Genomic DNA, 21,544 nt, shown 5'->3' on the forward strand with positions numbered 1-21,544 from the left:
ATCACTCCGTCGTAATGTCGCGAGCATTCAGTTCTCCGCCGTGATCGGAGAGGACGATGTCGCGGCACTGCGTCTCACATGGTCTACTCCGTGATTGTGGTTAGATCTGTCGGAATTGGGTCGAATTGTTGATGAGCGTCATGCGAGGCAAACAGCATCAGGTCGTGGTGGCGTTGTTTTGGTCGCTCGCCCAAAATTGGGGCGGCCGCGCATTGTCGTTCGTGCTGTTCCTCGTGCTGGCGCGGCTGCTCAATCCCGCCGATTTCGGTCTTGCCGCGCTGGTCGCCTTCATCCTGCTGCTGTTGAGCTCAATCGCGGAATTCGGCTTCGGTGATGCCTTGATCCAGCGGCGGACGCTCGAGCCCGCCGATGTGACGCTGCCCTTCTTCTGCTCGTTCGCAGCCTCAATGCTGCTGGCCGTCCTGATTGCGCTGCTCGCGATCCATATCGAGCGTTGGCTCGACGTGAAGGGGTTCGCGCCGCTGCTCACCGCCGCCAGTCTCTCGCTTCCGATCGGGACAGCGACCCTGTTCCAGGAGGCGCTCTACAAGCGCCAGATGGATTTTCGCGTGCTTGCAGTCAGGACCATGGTGGCAACTGCCGCGTCCGGCGTCGTTGGCATTGCCTGCGCCTATGCCGGGTTTGGCGCCCTTAGCCTCGTAATTCAGGTGGTTGTTCAGAGCGCGATCAGCGGTTTGTGGCTCTGGAGCCAACCGCGATGGCTGCCGATGCGCGGTTACTCTCTGAGGAGCTTTCGCGAGCTCTCGGGCTACAGCATCCATGTCGTGCTGAACAGGCTGCTGGACTTCGCCATCGTGCGGACGATCGACATGATCATCCTGTCGCTGTATGGCGTCGCGGCTCTTGGCATCTACACGGTCGGTGCGAGAGTCTATATCATCCTGATGCAGTTGCTGACCCAGGCGGTCATGGACGTCGCGCTGAGCGCATTGTCCAAGATTGCGCACGAGCGGGACCGCATCGCAGGTGCCTATCTGCGCAGCGTCAGTCTCGGCGCGCTGATCGGATCTCCGATCTTCGTGCTCCTCGCAGCGATCGCGCCGGAGTTCTCGTTGCTGCTGTTTGGCGCCAAGTGGGGCGGCAGCGAAGCCGTGATGCGGCCGTTGATGCTGATCGGCGCGGTGCAGACGGTGCAGTTCGTCAACAGCGCCTATTTTGGCGCCCTGGGCAAGCCGAACTACGTCTTTGGGCTCAACATCCTCAAATTCTGTACGGTCGTGCCGGCGATGTTCGTGCTTCCGTCGCGCGACATCGGTCAATTGGCCGCGATCTTCGCGTTCTCGCAGCTCGTGGTAACGCCCGTGACCTTCGCGCTGGCGCTCCGACTGCTGGGCTTGAGCTGGGGCCAGTTCCTGCGTCCCATTGCGGGCTGCCTTTGCGCCATCGTGCTGGCCTACGGCGCGGTCGTGCTGTGTCGGGAGGCGACGCCGGGCATGAACCCCTACTTGCGGATTGGACTGCTGTCGTCCTGCTTTGGAGTGACCTATCTGACGGGCATTCTGCTGTTCTGGCGGAAGCAGGTCCTTTCCTTGATTGATTTCGTCGTGAAGCGCGGTGCGACCGCTTGATGAAGACGAGGAGAATGTCGTGAAGCAATTGATCCCGGTACCCGTACGCAGGCAGCTCCGAGGCTGGCTCAACAGCGCGAAGAATACGCAGTTGGCGCTCGATCTGCTCGAGCTGCGTCGGTGGCAGATCGCGCGGAAAGACGTCGGCGTCAACACCGCGCCGCGTAACAATCCGCGCCGGCTGGTCGTTCTTCCCTCCGATCCCTGGAGCGTCCATCAGTCGCGCGGCGATGAGGCCATGATCGAAGCGGCCACCGGGGAGCTGAAGCGAACCTATCCGGATCTTGAGGTCTACATCGTCACCGCGACGGCGGCGGCCAGCGCGGACGTGCGCGCGATGGGCTTCAAGCCGCTCGAGCTCTGGAGGCTGCCGTTCTCCTACGAGACGGTGGCGCAGGAGCTGTCGCTTACCAAGCCCGATTTCGGGCTCGTTCTGGGGGCCGATGTGCTCGACGGCTACTATTCGCCGGTGGATGCCGCGCGCATGCTGCTCGTTGCCGATCTGATGGCCGCGTTCGGTGCCAAGGTCAGCGTGCTCGGCTTCAGTTTCAACTCCCGACCCGCGAAAGCGCTGCGCGAGGTGTTCCGACTGCTGGATCCGGGCGTGGTCCTGAACCTGCGCGATGCGATATCGCTGCAGCGATTCGACGATTTCGCCCGAAAACGCGCCCATCTGGTCGCCGATGCGGCGTTCATGCTGACGCCGCGGGCGGATACCGCCGCAGTGAAGCAGATCGCAGCGGCGATCACGCGGCAGCGCGAGCAGGGTCGCAAGGTCTTCGTCTTCAACATCCATCCGATGTTGTTCAAGAAGCCGGAGCCGGCCAAGCTGCGGCAGATGATAGAGCTCGCGGCACGTGCCATGGAGCGGCTGTCGCGCGAGAACAATGCGAGCTGGTTGTTGCTGGCGCATGACTACCGCCCCGAGATCGCCGACGACAACTGCCTGCGGCCGCTGGCCGACCGCCTCATGCCCGCGCTCGGCGATCACCTGCATCATGTCGATCAGGCGTTATCGGCTGGCGAGATCAAGGCCGTCGTCGGTCTGGTCGACGGCGTGATCACCGGCCGCATGCATCTGGCGATTGCGGCGCTGGGGCAGGGAACGCCGGTCGCTGCGATCACCTATCAGGATAAGTTCCAGGGCCTGTTCGCACACTTCGACGTCAGCGAGTCGCTGTTGCTGTCGCCGGCGCAGTTCCTCGTTGGTGACAGTTTCCAGAAGTTCCTGCTGCACTTCCTCGGTGCGCACGACTCCGTCCGCCAGCAGGTCCGTCAGGCGCTGCCGGGCGTCATGGAGGCGTCCCGCGCCAACATTGCACCCCTGCTGGGCGAGAGCGCGATGCGGAGGGTGCCGGCGGCCGACGGTAAGGTCGCCTGAATACCTCTTGTCTCATCGGCAGGGCGGTCAGTTGGCTGCCCGCTCGGTGGTGTCGAAACCCATGGACGTCTCGGCGGTGGCCATCTGAACCTTGCGCGAGGCAGGGACGCCGGTGTCGGCCCAGCGATTGATGAGGCGCCGCGCGGGATTCTCGAAATAGGCGTAGGTGCGGTCTGCGATGACGGTCAGGACCGCACAGCACGCCAGGGCGAAGAGGCCAAACTGATCGGGCCGCAGTCCCAGCCAGATCCACAACGGCTTGAACACGGCGATGAGGACGGCATCGTGCAGCATGTAGATCGCATATGAGGTGTTGCCGAGCCTGCCAAGCAGGCGAGCGCCCGGAAACTGCTTGAAGGCGCTTTCGCCGACTGCGGTGAGCAGGATGGCGCAGGAGAACAGCAGGATGGCGAGGTCCGGCTTGGCGAAGATGTTGAGGACGAGCACGGAGAGGCCGAACAGGCCGATGCCGGCAAAGATCATCCGCTTGTGGCGGTAGGGATGCGACATGCGGAAGAGAATGGCGAGCAGGATTCCGTTCAGGAAGCTCGGCAGCGCACGGAGCATCCCGTAGTCGAAATTGGCGCCATACATCTGCGACCGTTCCTGCCAGATCGGCAAATGGCCGTGGGCGAGGACCAGGTAGAGCGCTGCCACGACCACGCCGAGCACGACCGGCTGGACCTTGCGCGCAAACAGCATCAACAGCGGAAAGACCAGATAGCAGAAGAACTCGGCGCTGATCGACCAGGATGGCGAGTTGAAGCTGAGGTGATCGGTGACGCCCCAGGCCTGCAGCAGCAGAATATTGTACAGGAAATCCAGCGGCGTCGAGCGGGCCGTGCGCTCCAGGCCGACGCCGATCAGCACGACGAAGATGAGCAGGCTCAGCAGGTGCAGCGGATAGATCCGCGCAATACGCCGGATCATGAAGCGGGAATAGGCGGCCACGCCACGCGCGTCGGACGGATAGGAATAGGAGATGACGAAGCCCGACAGGATGAAGAACATGTCCACGAACAGGCCATAGGACCCGTTCCAGGCCGGCGAAATGCCCGTGTCGATCAGCTTCAGGTGGAAGATGAAGACCCCGAGCGCGGCGACGAAGCGGTAGAAGTCGAGAACGACGAAACGTCTTGCTTCACTGGCTTCCATCGGGCCTCGGTGTCCTTGCGCGGTTCGTCTCTCTTCTAGAGACGAATTGTGACGCAAGTTCGCACCCGCGCCGGCCGATGCGGCGCAATCGCGGCAGTCCGTCCGAATTCATGGGAGCCATCCAATTGCGGATGGCGGTCGGCCTCTGCTCAGCGAGGAGGCAAGCGCCCAACAAATGAACGGGGCCGGGACGTTGCGAGGTCCCGGCCCCCAAGCGATGCCGCCGTGATCAGACGAACACGAAGTCGTGGCTGGGCAGGCTGGGGACATAGACGTTCTTCAGCAGGATCGAGTCGGTGGCCGAGAACGTGATCAGCGCGTTGGTGCCGGACTGCGTGATTTGCAGGTGGCTATAGTCCGCAGCCAGCAGCTTCGAGATTGCGATCGTGTCGTGGGTCGTCGCGTCACCGGCCTGGAAGTTGAGGACCTGATCCTGGCCGTGGTTGTAGGCGATGGTGGTCGAGCTTGGCGCAGCCGAGAACACATCGTTGCCGGCCCCGCCCTGGATCGTCACGCCGTTGGCGACGGCCGTGACATTGTGGGTGCCGTCGGTCTTGGTCTGATCGAAGAACTGCAGCGCGCTGGCGCTGTTGTAGTTCTCGTGCTGCGTGGTGCCGGTCTGTCCGTTGAAGTTGAACAGGAAGACGTCCTTCGAGCCGTCGGTGTTGTTGGCGATCTCCTGGGTCTTGTTGCCGGCGCTGTCGTAGATGTCGGTCAGCTTGCTGCCGTCGTCATGGATGACCTGAGTATAGTCCAGAGTGCCGTCGGCGTGGGTCCGGGTGAGCTCGACCAGCTTGCCCGAGGCATCGAGGTGCTGATGCTGCGTGGTGTAGGACTGCCCGGTGACGTTGTAGTTCCAATTGTCCGAGGTGCCGTCGGCGTTCTTGATATAGGCGGCGGTCTTCACGCCGCCCGTATAGACGGTCGTGGAGTTGTAGCCGTCGCTCTTGGTCGTGACCTCGCTGGTGATGACGCCGTTGGCGTCGTACCAGTCGGAGGTCTTGGTGCCGTCGGCGCTCTGCGCCAGCGTGAAGGCCAGGCTGTCGTCGGCGTGCGTGCGCACGATGTGGGTGAGGAATCCGGTCGAATCGTAGGTGTCGTGCTCGTTGGTGTAGGTCTGGCCGACGACGTTGAACTGGAAGACGTCCTTCGACCCATCGGCGTGGTAGTCGGTCTCCGTCTTCTTGACGCCTAACGCATCGTAGTTGGTGACCACGCTGCTGCCGTCGCTGTTGACGGTTTGGGTGTAGTCGAGCGAGTTATCGGCATGCCAGCGGATCACCTCGGTGGTCTGGCCGGACGGATCGAGGTGCTGGTACTGCGTGGTATAGCTCTGACCGGTGATGTTGTAGCTATAGTTGTCGTGGCTCATGTCGGCGTTGGTGATGTAAGCCGCGGTCTTCACGCCGTTGGTGTACACCGTGGTCGAGCTGTAACCGCTCGCTTTCTCGAGGACCTCGCTGGTGAGTACGCCGCTGGCATCGTACCAATCCGTCGTCTTGGTCCCGTCGGCGCTCTGCACCAGCTTGAATGCCATGCTGCCGTCGGCGTGCTTTCGAATCAGCGTGGTGAGGAAGCCGGTCGCATCGTAGATGTCGTGCTCGGTCGTGTAGGTCTGGCCGGTGATGTTGAAGAGGAAGACGTCCTTGCTGCCGTCGGCGTGATAGTCGGTTTCCTTCGTCCGCGTTCCGGCGGCGTCGTAGTTGGTGACGACGCTGCTGCCGTCACTGTTGATGACCTGGGTATAGTCGAGCGTGCCATCGGCATGCTTGCGGGTCACGGCGGTGATCTTACCCGTGGGATCGACGTGCTGGATCAGCGTGGTGTAGCTCTGACCGGTGATGCCGTAGGCATAATTGTCCTGGCTGCCATCGGCATTCTTCACATAGGCGTTGGTCTTGACGCCGTTGCTGTAGAGCGTGGTCGAGGTGAAGCCATCGGCCTTCTGGACCACCTCGCTGGTGAGGCTGCCGGCCGCATTGTACCAATCGGTCGTCTTGGTGCCGTCGGTGGTCTGAACCAGCTTGAAGGCGAGACTGCCGTCGCCATGCAAGCGCGTCAGGCTGGTGAGGAAGCCGGTCGCATCGTAGATGTCGTGCTCGGTCGTGTAGGTCTGGCCCGTGATGTTGTAGGTCCAGACATCCTTGCTGTGATCGGCATGATAGGTGGTCGTGACCAGCTTGACGCCCGTGGCGCTATAGGTGGTGATCACGCTGCTGCCGTCGCTGTTGAAGACCTGCGTCGAGTCCAGCGAGCCGTCGGCATGGCTGCGGGTCACCGAGGTGACCTTTCCGGAAGCATCGAGGTGCTGAACCTGGGTGGTGAAGCTCTTGCCGGTGATGCCGTAGGTATAGTTGTCTTGCGAGCCGTCGGCATTCTTGACGTAGGCGGCGGTCTTCACGCCGCTGGTGTAGAGCGTGGTGGAGTAATAGCCGTCGGACTTCTGCACGACTTCGCTCAGAAGGGTTCCGGCCGTGTTGTAGGTGTCGGTGGTCCTGGTTGCGTCGGTGCCGACATGAACGAATTTCGTCTTCACGCCGCCGGTATAGCTGATCAGGTCCTTGGAGCCGTCGGTGTAGGCGACGGTGGTCGAGGTCGGCTGCCCGCTCGAATTCAGGCCGGTGTCCGATTTCGACAGAAGCGCTCCGCTGGCGTTGTAGGTCTTCGTGCTGCTCCAGGTCGCGGCCGCGTTCGTCACCGAGAACGAGTAGCCGCCCTGGATCTTGGAGAGGGCGCTGCCGTAATGGGCGATGATGTAGTCCATGGTCGCCTTCGAGGCGACCGGCAGCACGTGCGAGTCGGTCAGCGTGATGGTCTGCAGCGCCGTCGACTCGCTCAGGTCGGACAGCTGCGGCACGATCTCGGCAGCGGTGCCGCTGACGCTGGTCCTCGTGTCCGGCGGCGTCGGTTCGGTCGCGGGCGCGTCGATCTCGATGATCAGCGGGTGATCGCTGACCGGAATCGTGATCGTGCTGACGTCGGTGTAGCTGGCGATCGCCGTGGTTCCCGTCAGCGTGTCATACACCTTCACCGAATGATGCACGCCACCGAGATTCACCGTGACTGTCTGGGCCGCATTGGACACCTCGGTGTCGGTGGGATCGTTCCAGAGCTTGGGCTCCGCCCATACGACGAGCTCGTAGGCGCCGTTGCTCTTGCCGAGCACCATGCTGTTGCCCGTGGCCGGCATGTTGCTCAGAGTGTAGTTCAGCGGATTAGTCGGCTGCAGGCCGCCCGTACCGTCGTCGGCCAGGATGGTTGTCAGATTGTGGATGGCGGTGGCGGCGAGCTTCGGCGTCCCGTCGGAATTGAACAGTCCGAAATTGGCCTCGGGATTGGTATTGCCAGCGGACGAGTCGCGATCGAACAGCTCATACAGATAGGTCGCGCTTACGCCGGCCTTGTAGGCATCGACCAGGGTGTTGAGGATCGATTTGGCCTGCACCGTCTCGTTGACGCCGAGATATTGAGTGTTGGCCTGGGTGGTGTAGCCGGTTTCCGTGATGACGACGGGCTTTCCCGGCGCCGCAGTCATGACGGCGCTCAGCGTTGCCGCAATCGAGCTGCTGGTTGTCAGGCTGGTGCTGACATAGGCGTGCGCGTTGGCGTAGTCGACCGAGCCCGACATGTTGCCGAGCTGGCTGTAGCCCTGCGGATCGTTGTAGGCCAATGACAGATTGTAGACCGGGATGCTGCCCAGCGTGGCGTTGGCGTTAACGGCCTGATAGAGCGCACTCTGGAACTGGGCCGCAGCGCTAAGGCTCGAGCTGCCATTGTAGCTGAAGGGCTGGTGATTGGCCTCGTTGAGCCCTTCGATGGCGCTGATGCTGCCCGGGTGGCTCGTTGCGAACTTCTGGAGCGAGGCAATGTAGTTCTGCAGCCCGGTCGTGCCCGTCTGGGGCAGGGCGGACGATACCAGGAAGTCGAACTTGTAGCCGGCGGCGGCGAGACCCTCGACGACGGGTTGCGCAGCCGGGCTGGTCCCCATCGCGTCACGGAGATGGGTGACGCCGAGATACTCGAGGTCGTCGGCCATCAGCGCGAGGTTGTTGTAGCCGGTCCACCCGAAGCCGGCGTGCGTGTTGACGCCGATGGAGTTGATGAAGCCGCTGGCCGACAAGATGGTTTGATCAGGCATTGTTCACTCGAGTTTCAACGCGAACAAAATTGCTCGCAGGGATTTGCGTTCAAGCTTCTCTGTCGAGTGTGAATTTCAGATAAAAATCGAAGCTACAAATCGCGAGCGACACGCGGTTCCTTGTGCAGGAACAGATTCGCTCCGTTGCAGCAGAATATTGCTGCGATGCCGGGGCAGCATGGCGCGAGAAAGGCGCTTTCAAGATTTTCTCGATTTGCGCTGCTGAATGTATGCGCAAACGGATTCATGCAACGACTCTTTGGAAGTGCAGGCGGCTCGCTTCTCCATCGTTCGGAGAATCAATGTCGCGCACCTCGTTCAGCTCGCACGCTTTCCTGCACGGGAAGTTCGCAGATGCCGCTTCCATGGGCGGTTAAATCGTTTGGTTTGCTCGCCAGAGTTGTAGATGCGCGGAGATGATGCAGGCTGCGCACTTGCCTGAGGAGGACGCGGCAGCGAGTTCCCTGTCGGAACTCGATTGGCTGGGCAGAAGTGCTGGTTCGGCGGATCAGCCGCGGCGGGCCAGCATCAAGAAATCCCCGCGCCATCCGATCCCCGCCGTTGCAATCGCGGCGATCACGATCTTGCCGGCGAGCCATGTCACGGGCTCCGTCGGCATCGTTCCCAGCGATCCGATCAGGATGGCGGCCACGAGGGCCTGCACGACCAACGGCCAGCGCGGGAACGCCTCAAACCGCAGCGTCGGACCGAGTGCGACCAGTATGGTTGCGAGCGTGGCGATCGAAGCGCAACCGACCGCGCCTCGCGGCGACAGACCGGCCGATACTGCGATCAGGGAGAAAGACACGACGATGGCGAGCTGGCCGGCGGCGACGACGACGAGCCTGGTCGCCAGCTTCTCGAGGTGGGGGACGACCGCGATCGTCGCCTGCAAATGGGTGTGCAGGAAATAGAAGGCTGCGACGGTTGGCGCCGTCTCCAGAAAGCCATCCAGGCTCGCCTGCGGAACCAGGATCCGGGCCGCGTCTGGAATGAATCCGATCAAGCCGCCCAGCAGCACCAGCGTCGTGCAGATCATGAATTCGAACATCCGCCGCGCCGACTGCACCGATTTTGCGCTGCCTCCGTGTTCGAAATCGTTGACCACCTCGGGATAGCTCACGGTGTGGATCGCGGCATTGAGAACCCAGAAGGGACGTTGCAGGAAGTCGAGCGCGATCGAGAATCCCGCGCCGGCGCCCGTCGCGCCCAGCCGGCCGATGACGATGACACGGAGCAGCACCGGCACCGACAAATGGATAACGGAGGCGCCCGCGGCCAGCATGCCGTAGCGGGAAAAGTCCTTCCAGTCGGCCAGCATCGCCTGCAGCGGCACGCGCTGCATCGGCGTGCGATAGGCGATGAGACCGGCGAGGAGGCCCAGGGCGTGCCCCGACGCAATGCCGAGCAGCGCCGCTTCGGCCGTTCCCGAGATCACTCCTCCCGCGGCGGCTCCGACCAGGAGGGCGGTGGCCCGCAGCGCAAGAAGAGAGGAGGCGACGCCCAGCCGGTCGGAGAGGCGGACCGACAGGAAATAGAGATCCGTCAGGCCCTGAAGGACGGAGATGCTCAGGCCCAACGCGACGATCCCCGTCGGGAGCACGCTGGCCAGGGACGCGCAGCTCCCGACCACGACGAGGGCCGCCGCGCTCGACAGGCCGGCTGCGAAGAGCGACCACCTCAGCCGGGCCGCCTCGTTCTCCCTGGCCGCGGCCAGAAAGCGCAGTCCGGCCAGTTGCAGCCACTCGAACATCAGGACGCAGAGCAGTTGGCTCGCGGCCAGCGCGAGGGAAAAGTTGGTGTAGTCGGCGGCGGGCAACAGGTGGCTGATCGCGAAGATCAGGATGATCGCCGCGGCGCTCTGATAGACGTAACCCGCCATCGCCAGGAGGCGTGTCATCGCGGAATGAGGCGCTCCTTGCCGACGGCCCGTCCCTGTGGCGCTTCGGCCGTGGCAGCGCGCATGCGCGACATCCGCTGTTCGCGCAATTGCTCATACAGGTTCTTGTATGAAGACAGCACGTCGGCGAAGATCCACTTGTTGGTGTCGGCGATCAGGCGCCGGCTGATCTCGTCGATCTTGTGTGGATCGGACGCGACCGCGAGCATGCTGTCCGCCAGGGATTGCGGATCGGCTTCGGTCAGCCAGCCCGTCACGCCGTGCTCGATGACCTCGGGCATGCCGCCAAAGCGCGTTCCGAGCAGCGGTCTGCCGGCCGCCTTGGCATCGGCAACGACGAGCGGACCAGGATCGTGCCAGATCGAGGGCGCAACCACCACGTCGACCTGTCTGTAGAAATCGTCCGGCACCACGAAGCCCATGAACTCGATCCGCGCATCCGGCGCAAGAGCCCTGAGGCGACGTTGCTCCTCCTCGCTGACACGACCGGCGATCATCATCCGGATCCGGTCACGGGGCAGCCGGGCAAGCGCCCGCATCAGATTGTCGATGCCCTTCTCCTCAGTGAGGCGGCCGATGAAGCCGAACGTCACTTCCGTGGTGCAGACCGGACGAGGATAGGGCGTGCGCGGCGGCTCGGTCGAGGCGTTGCGGATCACGGTGCGGATCGGGGTCTCTGCGAACATGCCCATGTCGGTATGGATCGACAGGACGCGCTCGCTCACGCCGACCACGGCGCTGAGCCAATGCGTTGCACGCTTGCGATGAAAGGTTAGAATTCCGCAGCTCGTGCAAGTGTGCTCGCAAGATCGTCCCTTGTCGAAGCGGGAGCAGCGCGGGCAGGTCAGGTAATAGTCGTGGAGCGTATGCAGCACGGGAACGCCGAGCTGGGCGGCGACGCGCCAGATCGCGGTTGTGAGTCCCGACAAATTGTTGGAGTGCAGCACGTCGGGCTTGAAGGCCCGGATGCGTTCCGCAATCAGGGGGGCCTGCATCTGCCAATCGTCGACGGCGTGCCAGATGCTGCGGAGCGCGACGTTCTTCTGCTCGGTGAAGGGCAGATAGATGTTCTGCACCGGCGCGGAATAGACGTCGATGCCGTCGCAGGTTTCCGGAGCCTGCCCGGGCGAGGATGCGGCCCGGATCACTTCCACCTCGTCGCCGCGTTGCACCAGGCCTTCGGCGAAACGACGAGCGAAGATCTCCGCGCCGCCGACGATCTTCGGTGCCTGAGGCGTCGGATAAAGCGTGGACGTCAAAAGAACTTTCATCGCGTCAACCTCATGTCTGCAAAAAATCGCGTCTACCGCGCCGGCCTTATCTCCAGGGCGGGAACGGCACTGTCATTGGCTGCAATCAGGATCGGTGTGCTCGAAACGGGGATCCAGGCCCCGGACGCAGGCCTTGCCGTCCGGTCGCATGGCATCGCATAACTTGCGCCTTGTTGATCGCCCTTGAGCCGAATTTCGTATCGTCGGCCCGGAGCCTCGGACCAGATTGCAATTCTGCCGCCGGAAGCCGTCGATGCATTGATCGACACGACGCCGCTGGCAAGCTCGCGTCGCTCGGCATTGAGGCTGGAGCGGATGAAAGCCCAGGCGCCCTGGGCCGCGCAGGCGACCGGCTTGGGCGAATTGTCGAAACGATAGAGCCCGAAATTGTGCTCCAGCTCTGATGGATTATTGCCGCTGTCCTTGAGCTCGTAGAGCCACATGCCCTTGAGCCAGCGGGCTGCAGTCGACGCCCACAGGATGAGTTGCGCCGTGTTGTCGGCCTGGGCCTCCTCGCTGACGCCGCATTTGTTGCTGGCCGTGGTCCAGCCCGTCTCGGTGACGTAGATCGGGAAGTCTGGGTTTCCGCTCGCTTGGCCGACGAGGCGGTGAAACGCCGTGAGCCGCTCGATGATCTCGGCCGACGTGCGTTTGCTTGGACCCATGCAGAAATTGTAGAGATGGATCGAAGCGCCGTCGGCATATTGGAGGATGCCGGTTCGCAGCATCTTCTCCGTCCATGTCCAGCCCGGGTCGTCGCCGAGCGCGCCGACCAGGAAAGGCGCATTCGGCGCAACCCGCTTGACCGCCGGCCGCGCGACTTGCGCGAGCGCCAGATAGTTTTCCGGCGAGAACGCGGCATCCTTCTTTGCCGCCAGGTTCCATTCGTTCCACAGCTCGAAGAGCGGATGCTGCGGCAGAACCGATTGCGCCGCCGCAGCCGCATAATCGGCGAACCGCTGCCGCGCCTCGTCGGTCGTCGGCGGCGTGGAATTCGGAACCAGATGATGGCCAAAGGCGAGGATCAGGAGCGGGCGTGCGACGCCGGACCTGACTTGTGCCTCGAGCCTGCCGAGCCTGGGCGTGAAGCCCATCCGGCGTCCCCCCAGCTCGAAGTCAGACCAGGGAAAGTCATCGCGAAAGGCATTGAAGCCAAGCTGCTTGATCTGAGCGATGTTCTCGGAAGGCACATAGCCGCGCGTGCTCACCGGGCCGCCGAGTCCCTGATGCGTGCCGACCCCCAGCAGGAATCGTGCATCGAGCGGCTGCGCTTGCTGGGCGCTGACGGAGACCGGCAGAAAGTTGGATGCGATGAGGATCGCGAGGCGGCAACTGCCGCGAACCAAGGTGCGTGAAAATGTCATCGGCTAGATCATGCTCGCGCGTGTTGCGTTCGCGGTGACACCCAATCCGCGCCATGGCATCGCCATCGCGATCTCCTGCATCTGCGAGGACAAGCGTGCATGTTGAGCCATCAGAAATTCTTGGAAAGGTCCGATTGCAGCCCTGCCTTCCTCTCGACCGGCGTCCGGTCGTCCTGCAGCAGCTCGGCATAGACCTGCTGCAGCTGTCCATGCGTCTTCTGAACGTCATACAGTTGCTTGAACCGGTCGTAGCCGCGCTGTCCCAGCACTTTGAGATCGAAATCGAGCGCCCGTCGGAAACCGTCCACGAGCGGCTGGGCGGCGACGGGCTCGCAAAGCACGCCCGTGACGCCGTCGACCACGATCTCGGGCAATGCCCCGCTGCGGAATGCCAGGATGGGTTTGGCCGCGCGCATCGCTTCCAGGGCAACGAGGCCGAAGGCTTCCCATCGTGACGGAATCACGACGAGATCGGCGGCCTCGAGCTGGGTCTCGATGGTCGGGCGATCGAGCCAGCCCAGCAAGGTCACGTTGGACGGGACGCTCGGGCCTTCGTATTTGCTGACGACAGAGGCGCCGATCATGCGGATATCAAGCACATCTTCGAGCTCGCGCGCTGCTTCGATCAGAAGATCGAAGCCCTTCTGCCGGTCCAGGCGCCCGATGAACAGGACCTTGACCTTCTCGGAGGTCCAGTCCGCCGCGATCGGTTGCGGCGAGCGCGTCTTCGAGATGCCGTTGTGAACGATCGTGAGGCGGTCGGCAGGAATTCCGGCGCGAACGGCTTCGTTGAACTCGTCGCCGGAGATACAGATGATTCTGTCCGATGTCCGTGCGAGAAGATTCTCCGCCGCCTTCGTCACCACATGACTGAGGCGGCCGGTCTGGCGCGAAAACGCCCAGCCATGCGGACAATAGACCACGCGCGGCCCGTCAGGGCGAGCCGCAAGTGCGGGGCGGAGCACGAGGCCTGCGAAAGAGGAATGCAGGTGCACGAGGTCTGGACGGAAGGCATCCAACGCCTGCATGCTCGCGCGCAGCATCTGGAACAGTCCGGCGACGCTGCGGCCGGGCCGTTCGAACGTCGTAATATGATTGTCATCGATTGCGGGGAGATCCCGACGATGATCCGACGGCACGACATAGTGCACGTTGTCCGCGCCGAAGCTTGCCTGTTGCTCCGGATGCAACTCGTTCAGGTAGCTCGCGATCCCGCCCCGAATCGTCTCGGCGATGTGCAGCACTTTCATCGATTGCCTTGCATAAGGCTGCGTCGGAGGGCCGGACATCGTGCATCCCTGTTCTGTGTTCGCGAGTGCGAAACAGAGTTCCTCGAATACGTAGCGATATTGGGGCGGGGATGTGGTGATGTTGCGCCAACTTCTTCGCAATTGGAAAAACAAAAGTTTCATGGAACTGCGCTGGAGGCAGCCAGTTGCAAAACGTTTGTGCAAAGACCATTGCGCGCGAGAGGCGAGTTGCGTGGAATTTCAAGCTGCGCTGGCGATATTTGCCGGCCCCGCGAGATGATCGAGCAGAGCCTTCGCCGATTTCTTCCACGAATAGAATGCAACACGATCCTGCTGCCGGATGCGTTCCTGGTCAGAGATGGCGCCCGCTGCCAATCTCTGGAGCATGAGTTGCTTCAGCGCTTCGGCATCGCTGGCGCTAAAATACGCAGCTGCATCACCACACGTCTCCACCACAGCATCGGCTGTCGAGGCTATAACCGGACAACCGAAGAGCATGGCTTCGAGCGGCGGCACGCCGAACCCTTCATAGAGCGAGGGAAACACGAATGCCGATGCCTGCGCATAGAGCGCTGCGATCTCGCTGTCGGTCAGACGCCCGGCCAGCAGCAGGCCGGCGGCGCCTTCTGCCGAATTGTCTTGAAATACCTTGCTGTTGTCGCCGCCGACGATCACCAGGGGAACGTCAGGACGGTCGAGCAGCTGGATGGCGCGGATCGCCACGGACAGATTCTTGTTCTTGGTCCGCGATCCCACGTAGAGGAAGAATTTCTGCGGCTGAAGCCCTAGTCTTGCAATGATGCCGGGATCCGGCTTGGTCTTGGCGAAGTGCTCTGCGCTATTGGGGAAGACCGGGATTCCATCTGCCGGCAGACTCAGCACCTCCGCGAGCTCCTTGCGCGAAAATGCCGATACGGTTGCGATGCTTGCGTGCCGGGCGAGCAGCCGGCCCATGGTTCGGTGAACCGCCAGATAGCGCCAGCTGAAGAAATCAGGCCTGCGAAAGACCTGTGCGTCGTGGATTACGACAATGTGGTCGCGATGGAAGACCGGGCCGGCATTGGCAAGGCTGATCAAGCGGCCGCCCGCAGCGGCGCGCGCCAGCTCGATTTGATCCCAGGCGTGCCCGCGCAAGCGGCCGACGGTGCGAACCTCGATTCGTTCGAGTTGAAGCTCCTCGCTTGCATCAGCGGGCGTCAGCAACTGCCAATCCGCGTTCCGCAGCGAGGCGGGCGCTTGCTCCGACGCCAGCTGCGCATCGATCGCCTTGACGATTTCGGCGGCATAGCGCTGAACGCCGGTGAGCTTTTGTGACAGAAAGCGGCCGTTGATGAAGAATTTCAATTGGCTACCACGCTTGTTGATCGGAGTCCGCGCCGGGCCCGCTGCAAGCAGGCGGTGGACCCGGTGCAAAGGAGCAACCCTTAGGTACGGAAATATGACGCAGCTCTGCACGGTGCTGACACTCCGCCTGCATGGCTGGCGCTGCCTTGCCGCATATGAGGTCGCGGTGTAGATGTCGCGCATGAGTGATGACACCTACACGCTTCGAAGTGGCCGGCTCTCCGCAACCATCAAGGCGCACGGCGCCGAGCTGTGCTCGCTGGAGGATGGTATCACCGAATTCGTCTGGCAGGCCGGACCGGAATGGCAGCGCCATGCGCCGCTGCTGTTTCCGATCGTCGGACGCCTCGCCAAGGACGAATTGCGGCATCGGGGCAAGACATACCGGATGACCCAGCACGGCTTTGCCCGCGATAACCGCTTTGCGTGGGCCGAGCGCGACGAGCGAAGCTGCACGCTGGTGCTCGAGGACAGCGAGGCGACGCGCGCACTGTATCCCTTCGCATTTCGGCTCAGTGCCGGCTATGCCATCGATGATGCCGGCCTTGATCTGACGCTCACGATCGCCAACACCGGCAAGGAGACATTGCCGGCTTCGATCGGCGGTCATCCCGCGTTCAACTGGCCGCTCCAGCCGGGGCTCGCCAAGGAGAGCTACGCGCTGACCTTCGCCAGCGCAGAGTCGTCTCCCATCCGCCGTCTCGATGGCGGATTGCTGCGCCCGGTAACGGAGCCGAGCCCGGTCAAAGGCGCGGTGCTCGCCTTGTCCGAAGCCCTGTTCACCGACGACGCCGTCATTTTCGACCGGATCGAGAGCAATGCGGTCCGCTATGCCGCGTCCACCGGCCCTTGGCTCAAGATGTCCTGGCGCGGCTTTCGCGAGCTCGGCGTCTGGTCGAAACCATCCGGCGCGCCGTTCCTCTGCATCGAGCCCTGGCGCGGTCATGCCAGCCCAGCCGGCTTCGACGGCGAATTCGGCGACAAGCCCGGCCTGATGCACATCGCAGCGGGCGCGGAAGAGCGCTTGTCGTACCGGATCGAGGTCGGGTCGTCCTGATCTCGGTGTCCTTCCGCGCACATTCCGTCGCTTGCTGAGCGGCGGCCCTCAGACTTCGATCCGGGTGAGATCCTCGCCGAGCACGACAGGCCCTGAGTAGTCGCGCCTGATATCCTCGAGCAGCGCGCCCAGCATGGCATCGTCGCTGCGCGGCCGGTGATGGGTCAGCGCGAGCTTCTTGACGCCGGCCTTGGCTGCCACCTTGCCGACCGTGTCGCCGCAGGCGATCGTGAATTTTGCAAGACGGCGGAGGTGCTCGTTGTTGATTTCCGGCGTTGCCAGGAAACAGCACTGGACGAGCAGGTCGGCTCCCTGCGCCAGCCGCTCGAGCCCGGGGCAGGGGACGGTGTCGCCGGAAATTGCAATGACTTTGCCCTCCGCTTCGAAGCGATAGCCGAGGCACATCCATCGCGCCAGGAAGGCCGGCGGCATGTCGAGGCCGTCGCCATGCGAGACCAGCTCGGCGCTGATCTTCCAGCGTCCGGTATCGAGAACGGGACCCGGTAGAATGTCCGTTGCTGCGACAGGCTTCCAGCCGCCGAAGGTCGGCTCGCCCTTATCCCGCCAGATGATGTCCTTGTCGTAGACCTGCGTGATCAGCGTGTTGACGAGGCGCTCGGTATCCGGCGGTCCATAGATGCGCAACGCGTCCTTGCGTCCGTGCATCCATGAATTCAGCATCACGTCGTAGAGGTCGCCGATGTGGTCGAAATGATGGTGCGTGAGAAACACCGTGTTGATCGCGCCGAGCGGAACGCCGGCCTTGCTGAGCTGCAGCACGACGCCGCGGCCTGCGTCGAACAGGATATTTTCGTCGCCGAGCCTGATCAGCGTGGTCGTCGCCATGCGGCGCGGGTCCGGGCGCGGCCCGCCAGTGCCGAGCAGTATGACCTCCATGGCGCCTCCTCCAGCGTGAAGAGTCTTTACAGTAGATACGAAGGCGGCCATGAAGCAAGCCGCATCGCCCCCGGCGGGGACGCAGCGGAGGGGACGCTTCAGCGCATCCCGGCCACAGTGGCGGCGAGGGGCGGCCGGAGGGGGGACCTGTCCGATCCCGCCGCTGTCAGACGATGCGCCAAATCCTGTGCGTGCCGTTCGACCAGATGCCATGTCACGCGTGCGACGAGATAGCTCAGCGCGGCGGTGACGACATAGGCGATGAGCAGCGAGATCAGCCCGTCGGCGAGCGGCCAGAGCTGACGCAGGCCGTAGATCACCGCGAAATGCGACAGGTACATCGAATAGGAATTGCGGCCGAGCGCCTCGATCGGCTGGAAGCGGATGGCAAGCTTGATGCAACCCGTAACCAGCGCGCCGAGCACGAGGTTGATCATGAGATAGTTGAATTCGTGCGAGCCGGTGGCGCGATCGGCGATGAAGGACAGCGCGATGAAGACGGCGTAGATCGCAGCGTCGGACCGGGTGAAGCCGTCGCGCAGCGCAAAGTACAGCGCGCATCCGATCAGGAAGACCGGAAGCTGGTTCAGGAAGCTGAGATGCAGCGTGGTCCAGACGAATGCCTCGTGGCCGGGGCCGTAATAGGCCGAGAACAGCGCGAAGGCCCACGGCTTAAACAGGCAGACATTGACGAGATGCAGCACGATCGCCAGCGCGAGATAGAGATGACGGCGCGACCCGAACGCGGTGATCAGAAGCGGGAAGACGAGATAGAAGGTCATCTCGGCCGCAATCGACCAGTCGCCGGGCACCACGCTGTTGACGCTGTCCGGCCAGAAGCCGTGCAGGAACGTTGCGGTCAGGATCACTTGGACCGGCCCGATGCCGCCAGGCGCGTTGGCGCTCGGCCCGGTGCCGCTGATGGCGAGGTAGGCCGGGATCGCGAGCCAGAACAGCGGCGCGATGCGCAAGACACGGCGGATATAGAATTTGCGGGTCGGGTTGGTCTCGCCGCTGCGCTGCGTCCACATCAGGCACATCGTCATGGCGCTGACGAAGTAGAACACGTTGACGCCGGTCCAGCCGCACATGAAAGCGTAATCGACGGCGTGGATATTCGACGGAAAGGACTGCGACACGTGGATCGCCATCACCCCGGCGATGGCAAGGCCGCGCAGGACGTCGAGCGTGTGCGAACGAGCGAACGGCGCTGCGCTCTGTTCGCTTCGACCGGCAGCCAACCGGGCCTGCCCCTGCATCACGTCTGCTCCGCGGTTCTCATTATGCAGGCGAGATCATAATGGCGCGGCCGGCCTTTCCGAAGCCGAAGGCGTTTTTTAAGTTAACCGGCGGTCAGGACCTCGGCCGAATCTGCGGGATCGGTTGCCACGGTCAGGGGCGGGGCCGCGTGTCGGCCAAGCTGCGCATTGCTGCGTGGAATTGGAATTGTGGGCCGATTCATACTTAATGCGCCCGGACCATGCCAATATTGTTTGTGCGTCAGAACCGCATGACCCGGCGAACTCATCCTGGTCTCATCGCTTGAGCGGCCGCTCATTTCAACGTCTGGAGATAGGCGATGACATTGGCCCGATCCGCCGGGTTCGGCAGCCCCTTGAAGAACATCTTGACGCCGTGGACGTCGCCGCGGGGGTCGGCGAGGTAGGCATCCAGCGCCGTTGGCGTCCATGCCGCCTTGTTGGCCTTCATGGCATCAGAATAGGCGAAGTCCGGAACGGCGGCGGGCTTGCGGTCGACGACATTCCAGAGGCTTGGGCCGACCTTATTCACCCCGATCGCCACCGCGTGGCAGTTCTCGCAGGTTCGCTGGAAGATGGCCTTGCCCGCGGCGGCATCGCCCTCGGCGGAGGCGGGCCGTGGGGCCAACGACGACGTGGCCAGGGCCAGCGCGAGCGTGACGATCAAACGTCCAGTCATCTTGAGTTTACTCCCCCAAGGCAATCAGCAAAGGCAATCAGCGAGGAATCAGCCAAGAGATCGGCGGGCTGATCCTGCAAATCCCGGCTTTCATTGATCAAACGGCAAGCAGCGTGCCCCACGCCACGCGGCAGCGTCTTTGTCCTGAATCAACCGAGATCCGGGACCAAAGTACGAGAGCGCCATGTGCCAGCGCCATGTGTCATCGCCATGGATCATCCTGCGCCGGATGTGCGTTGTCGGTTGAACTTTGACCGGAGTGTGTCGGGCCGGCCACTTGCGCCGGTCCAATCGGCTTGGCGATGCGCCGGCCGATGGTATGGTGCTTCAGAGCGTTTTCCAGCGAAGCGGATGCCGGTTCGCGTGGAGAAAACGCGTCGAAACAAGAATCTAGAGCTTCCGTTCCGATTCGATCGGAACAGAATGAGCTCAGGGCTGTCGTTTGAAGGCACGGAGGGTTGCAGTGGCTGATGTTCATCCCGCGGCGGGCAAGCAGGCTTCGCCGGACGCGCTCACCAATATTCCGCGGCTGGTGACGGCCTATTTCGCCGGCAGGCCCGATGTTGCGGATCCCGCCCAGCGCGTGGCGTTCGGCACCTCCGGTCATCGCGGCACCTCCTTCAAGAACACCTTCAACGAAGGCCACATCCTCGCGACCACGCAGGCGATCTGCGACTACCGCAGGGAAAAGGGGCTGACGGGCCCGCTCTTCATCGGCATCGACACCCATGCGCTGGCCGAGCCGGCGCTGGCGAGCGCCGTCGAGGTGTTCGCCGCCAACGGCGTCGAGATCATGATCGACAAGGACGGCGGCTATACGCCGACGCCCGTGATCTCGCACGCGATCCTCACCTCCAACAGGGGGCGCACCAGCGGCCTTGCCGACGGCGTCGTCATCACGCCCTCGCACAACCCGCCCGAAGATGGCGGCTACAAATACAATCCGCCGCATGGCGGCCCGGCCGATACCGATGTCACGGGCGTGGTCGAGAAGCGCGCCAATGCCTATCTCGCCGATGGCCTCAAGGGCGTGAAGCGCATGGGCTATGCCAAGGCACTGAAGTCTTCGAACGTCCGCGCTTATGATTTCGTCACGCCCTACGTCGCCGATCTCGGCAACGTCGTCGATCTCGACCTCGTCAAGTCCGCCGGCATCAATATCGGCATCGATCCGCTCGGCGGCGCCGCCGTGCACTACTGGCATCCGATCATCGAGCGCTACGGCCTGAAGGCGACGGTGGTGAACGAGGCGATCGACCCGACCTTCCGCTTCATGACGGTGGACTGGGACGGCAAGATCCGCATGGACTGCTCCTCGCCCTATGCGATGGCGAGCCTGATCGGGATGCGCGACCGCTTCGACGTCGCCTTTGCCAACGACACCGACGCCGACCGCCACGGCATCGTGACGCGCTCCGGCGGCCTGATGAATCCGAACCATTATCTGGCGACCGCGATCTCCTATTTGTTCGCGCACCGCCCGAACTGGAGCAAGGATGCCGCGATCGGCAAGACCGTGGTGTCGAGCTCGATCATCGACCGGGTCGCCAGCAAGCTCGGCCGCAAGCTGGTCGAGACGCCGGTCGGCTTCAAATGGTTCGTCGACGGCCTGCTCACCGGCGGCTTCGGCTTCGGCGGCGAGGAGAGTGCAGGGGCCTCGTTCCTGCGCCGCGACGGCACGGTCTGGACCACCGACAAGGACGGCGTCATCCTCGGCCTGCTCGCCGCCGAGATCATGGCCAAGACCGGCCGCGATCCAAGCCAGCTGTTTGGCGAGCTCACCGCCGAGTTCGGCATGCCCCATTACGCCCGCATCGACGTCGCCGCGACCGGGCCGCAGAAGACCATCCTGAAATCCGTCACGCCCGAGCAACTCGGCCTGAAGGAGCTCGCCGGCGATGCGGTTCGCAGCACCTTGAGCAAAGCGCCCGGCAACGGCCAGCCGTTCGGCGGCATCAAGGTCGAGACCGATTTCGGCTGGTTCGCCGCGCGCCCCTCAGGCACCGAGGACGTCTACAAGATCTATGCCGAGAGCTTCCGCAGCCCCGAGCACCTGAAGCGGATTCAGGAGGAAGCCCAGGCGGGGCTGGCGAAGGTGTTCGGGAGTTAGCACCTGACGCTGCCACTGCCCCTCCCCTGGAGGGCCCCTGGAGGGGGAGGGTCGATCGCGCGTAAGCGCGAGCGGGGTGGGGTGATCTCTCCTCTTGGGCAGTGCCCGTGTGGAGAGATCACCCCACCCCGCTCGGCATTCCGCTTTGCT

14 protein-coding genes are annotated in these 21,544 nt (G+C 63.2%); 4 read left to right on the forward strand and 10 right to left on the reverse strand.

The window, feature by feature from the left end; genetic code table 11:
* The first annotated feature begins 131 nt into the window (after positions 1-131).
* Together X268_RS05670 and X268_RS05675 are read left to right on the forward strand one after the other, a co-directional pair.
* Positions 132-1,589 (forward strand): lipopolysaccharide biosynthesis protein, encoded by a 1,458-nt coding sequence (locus tag X268_RS05670; protein WP_128924018.1) that lies wholly within the window; start codon positions 132-134, stop codon positions 1,587-1,589.
* A 19-nt stretch (positions 1,590-1,608) separates the two neighbouring features.
* Positions 1,609-2,970, forward strand: a complete 1,362-nt coding sequence (locus tag X268_RS05675; protein ID WP_245477792.1) for a polysaccharide pyruvyl transferase family protein — start codon at positions 1,609-1,611, stop codon at positions 2,968-2,970.
* Between the two features lie 27 nt (positions 2,971-2,997).
* On the opposite strand, the gene X268_RS05680 is transcribed toward X268_RS05675, so the two are convergent.
* The 7 genes from X268_RS05680 to X268_RS05710 form a co-directional block, all read right to left on the reverse strand.
* Positions 2,998-4,125: an acyltransferase family protein gene (locus X268_RS05680; RefSeq protein WP_128924020.1), complete on the reverse strand. Its 1,128-nt coding sequence runs from the start codon at positions 4,123-4,125 to the stop codon at positions 2,998-3,000.
* A gap of 229 nt (positions 4,126-4,354) precedes the next feature.
* The gene (locus X268_RS05685) at positions 4,355-8,263 is read right to left on the reverse strand and encodes an RHS repeat domain-containing protein (RefSeq protein WP_128924021.1); all 3,909 of its coding nucleotides are present in this window, start codon (positions 8,261-8,263) and stop codon (positions 4,355-4,357) included.
* 508 nt (positions 8,264-8,771) lie between these two features.
* Positions 8,772-10,163, reverse strand: coding sequence for a hypothetical protein (locus X268_RS05690; protein WP_128924022.1), 1,392 nt, complete (start codon positions 10,161-10,163; stop codon positions 8,772-8,774).
* Positions 10,160-11,434: a glycosyltransferase family 4 protein gene (locus X268_RS05695; protein WP_128924023.1), complete on the reverse strand. Its 1,275-nt coding sequence runs from the start codon at positions 11,432-11,434 to the stop codon at positions 10,160-10,162. Before X268_RS05695 ends, X268_RS05690 begins: the two co-directional genes overlap by 4 nt.
* Before the next feature lie 32 nt (positions 11,435-11,466).
* Positions 11,467-12,798 (reverse strand): glycoside hydrolase family protein, encoded by a 1,332-nt coding sequence (locus X268_RS05700; protein WP_128924024.1) that lies wholly within the window; start codon positions 12,796-12,798, stop codon positions 11,467-11,469.
* A gap of 110 nt (positions 12,799-12,908) precedes the next feature.
* Complete coding sequence (locus X268_RS05705; protein ID WP_128924025.1) at positions 12,909-14,048, reverse strand: glycosyltransferase; 1,140 nt, start codon at positions 14,046-14,048, stop codon at positions 12,909-12,911.
* Positions 14,049-14,288: 240 nt separating this feature from the next.
* A complete protein-coding gene (locus X268_RS05710) occupies positions 14,289-15,392 on the reverse strand; it encodes a glycosyltransferase family 4 protein (protein ID WP_128929156.1) in 1,104 nt (367 codons plus the stop codon).
* 181 nt (positions 15,393-15,573) lie between these two features.
* On the opposite strand from X268_RS05710, the gene X268_RS05715 reads away from it, so the two are divergent.
* A complete protein-coding gene (locus tag X268_RS05715; RefSeq protein WP_128924026.1) occupies positions 15,574-16,449 on the forward strand; it encodes an aldose 1-epimerase family protein in 876 nt (291 codons plus the stop codon).
* A gap of 48 nt (positions 16,450-16,497) precedes the next feature.
* On the opposite strand, the gene X268_RS05720 is transcribed toward X268_RS05715, so the two are convergent.
* The 3 genes from X268_RS05720 to X268_RS05730 all read right to left on the reverse strand — a co-directional run bounded on the left by X268_RS05720 (position 16,498) and on the right by X268_RS05730 (position 19,284).
* A complete protein-coding gene (locus tag X268_RS05720; RefSeq protein ID WP_128924027.1) occupies positions 16,498-17,346 on the reverse strand; it encodes an MBL fold metallo-hydrolase in 849 nt (282 codons plus the stop codon).
* A 98-nt stretch (positions 17,347-17,444) separates the two neighbouring features.
* The gene (locus tag X268_RS05725; protein WP_128924028.1) at positions 17,445-18,605 is read right to left on the reverse strand and encodes an acyltransferase family protein; all 1,161 of its coding nucleotides are present in this window, start codon (positions 18,603-18,605) and stop codon (positions 17,445-17,447) included.
* A gap of 295 nt (positions 18,606-18,900) precedes the next feature.
* Positions 18,901-19,284 carry a c-type cytochrome gene (locus tag X268_RS05730; RefSeq protein WP_128924029.1) on the reverse strand — a complete coding sequence of 128 codons (384 nt, stop codon included), beginning with the start codon at positions 19,282-19,284 and terminating at the stop codon, positions 18,901-18,903.
* A 463-nt stretch (positions 19,285-19,747) separates the two neighbouring features.
* Here X268_RS05730 and pgm point away from each other — a divergent pair, with 463 nt between their 5' ends.
* Positions 19,748-21,394, forward strand: coding sequence for a phosphoglucomutase (alpha-D-glucose-1,6-bisphosphate-dependent) (gene pgm / locus X268_RS05735; protein ID WP_128924030.1), 1,647 nt, complete (start codon positions 19,748-19,750; stop codon positions 21,392-21,394).
* Positions 21,395-21,544: the final 150 nt, after the last annotated feature.

The organism is Bradyrhizobium guangxiense, assembly GCF_004114915.1.
GTDB classification, from domain to species: domain Bacteria; phylum Pseudomonadota; class Alphaproteobacteria; order Rhizobiales; family Xanthobacteraceae; genus Bradyrhizobium; species Bradyrhizobium guangxiense.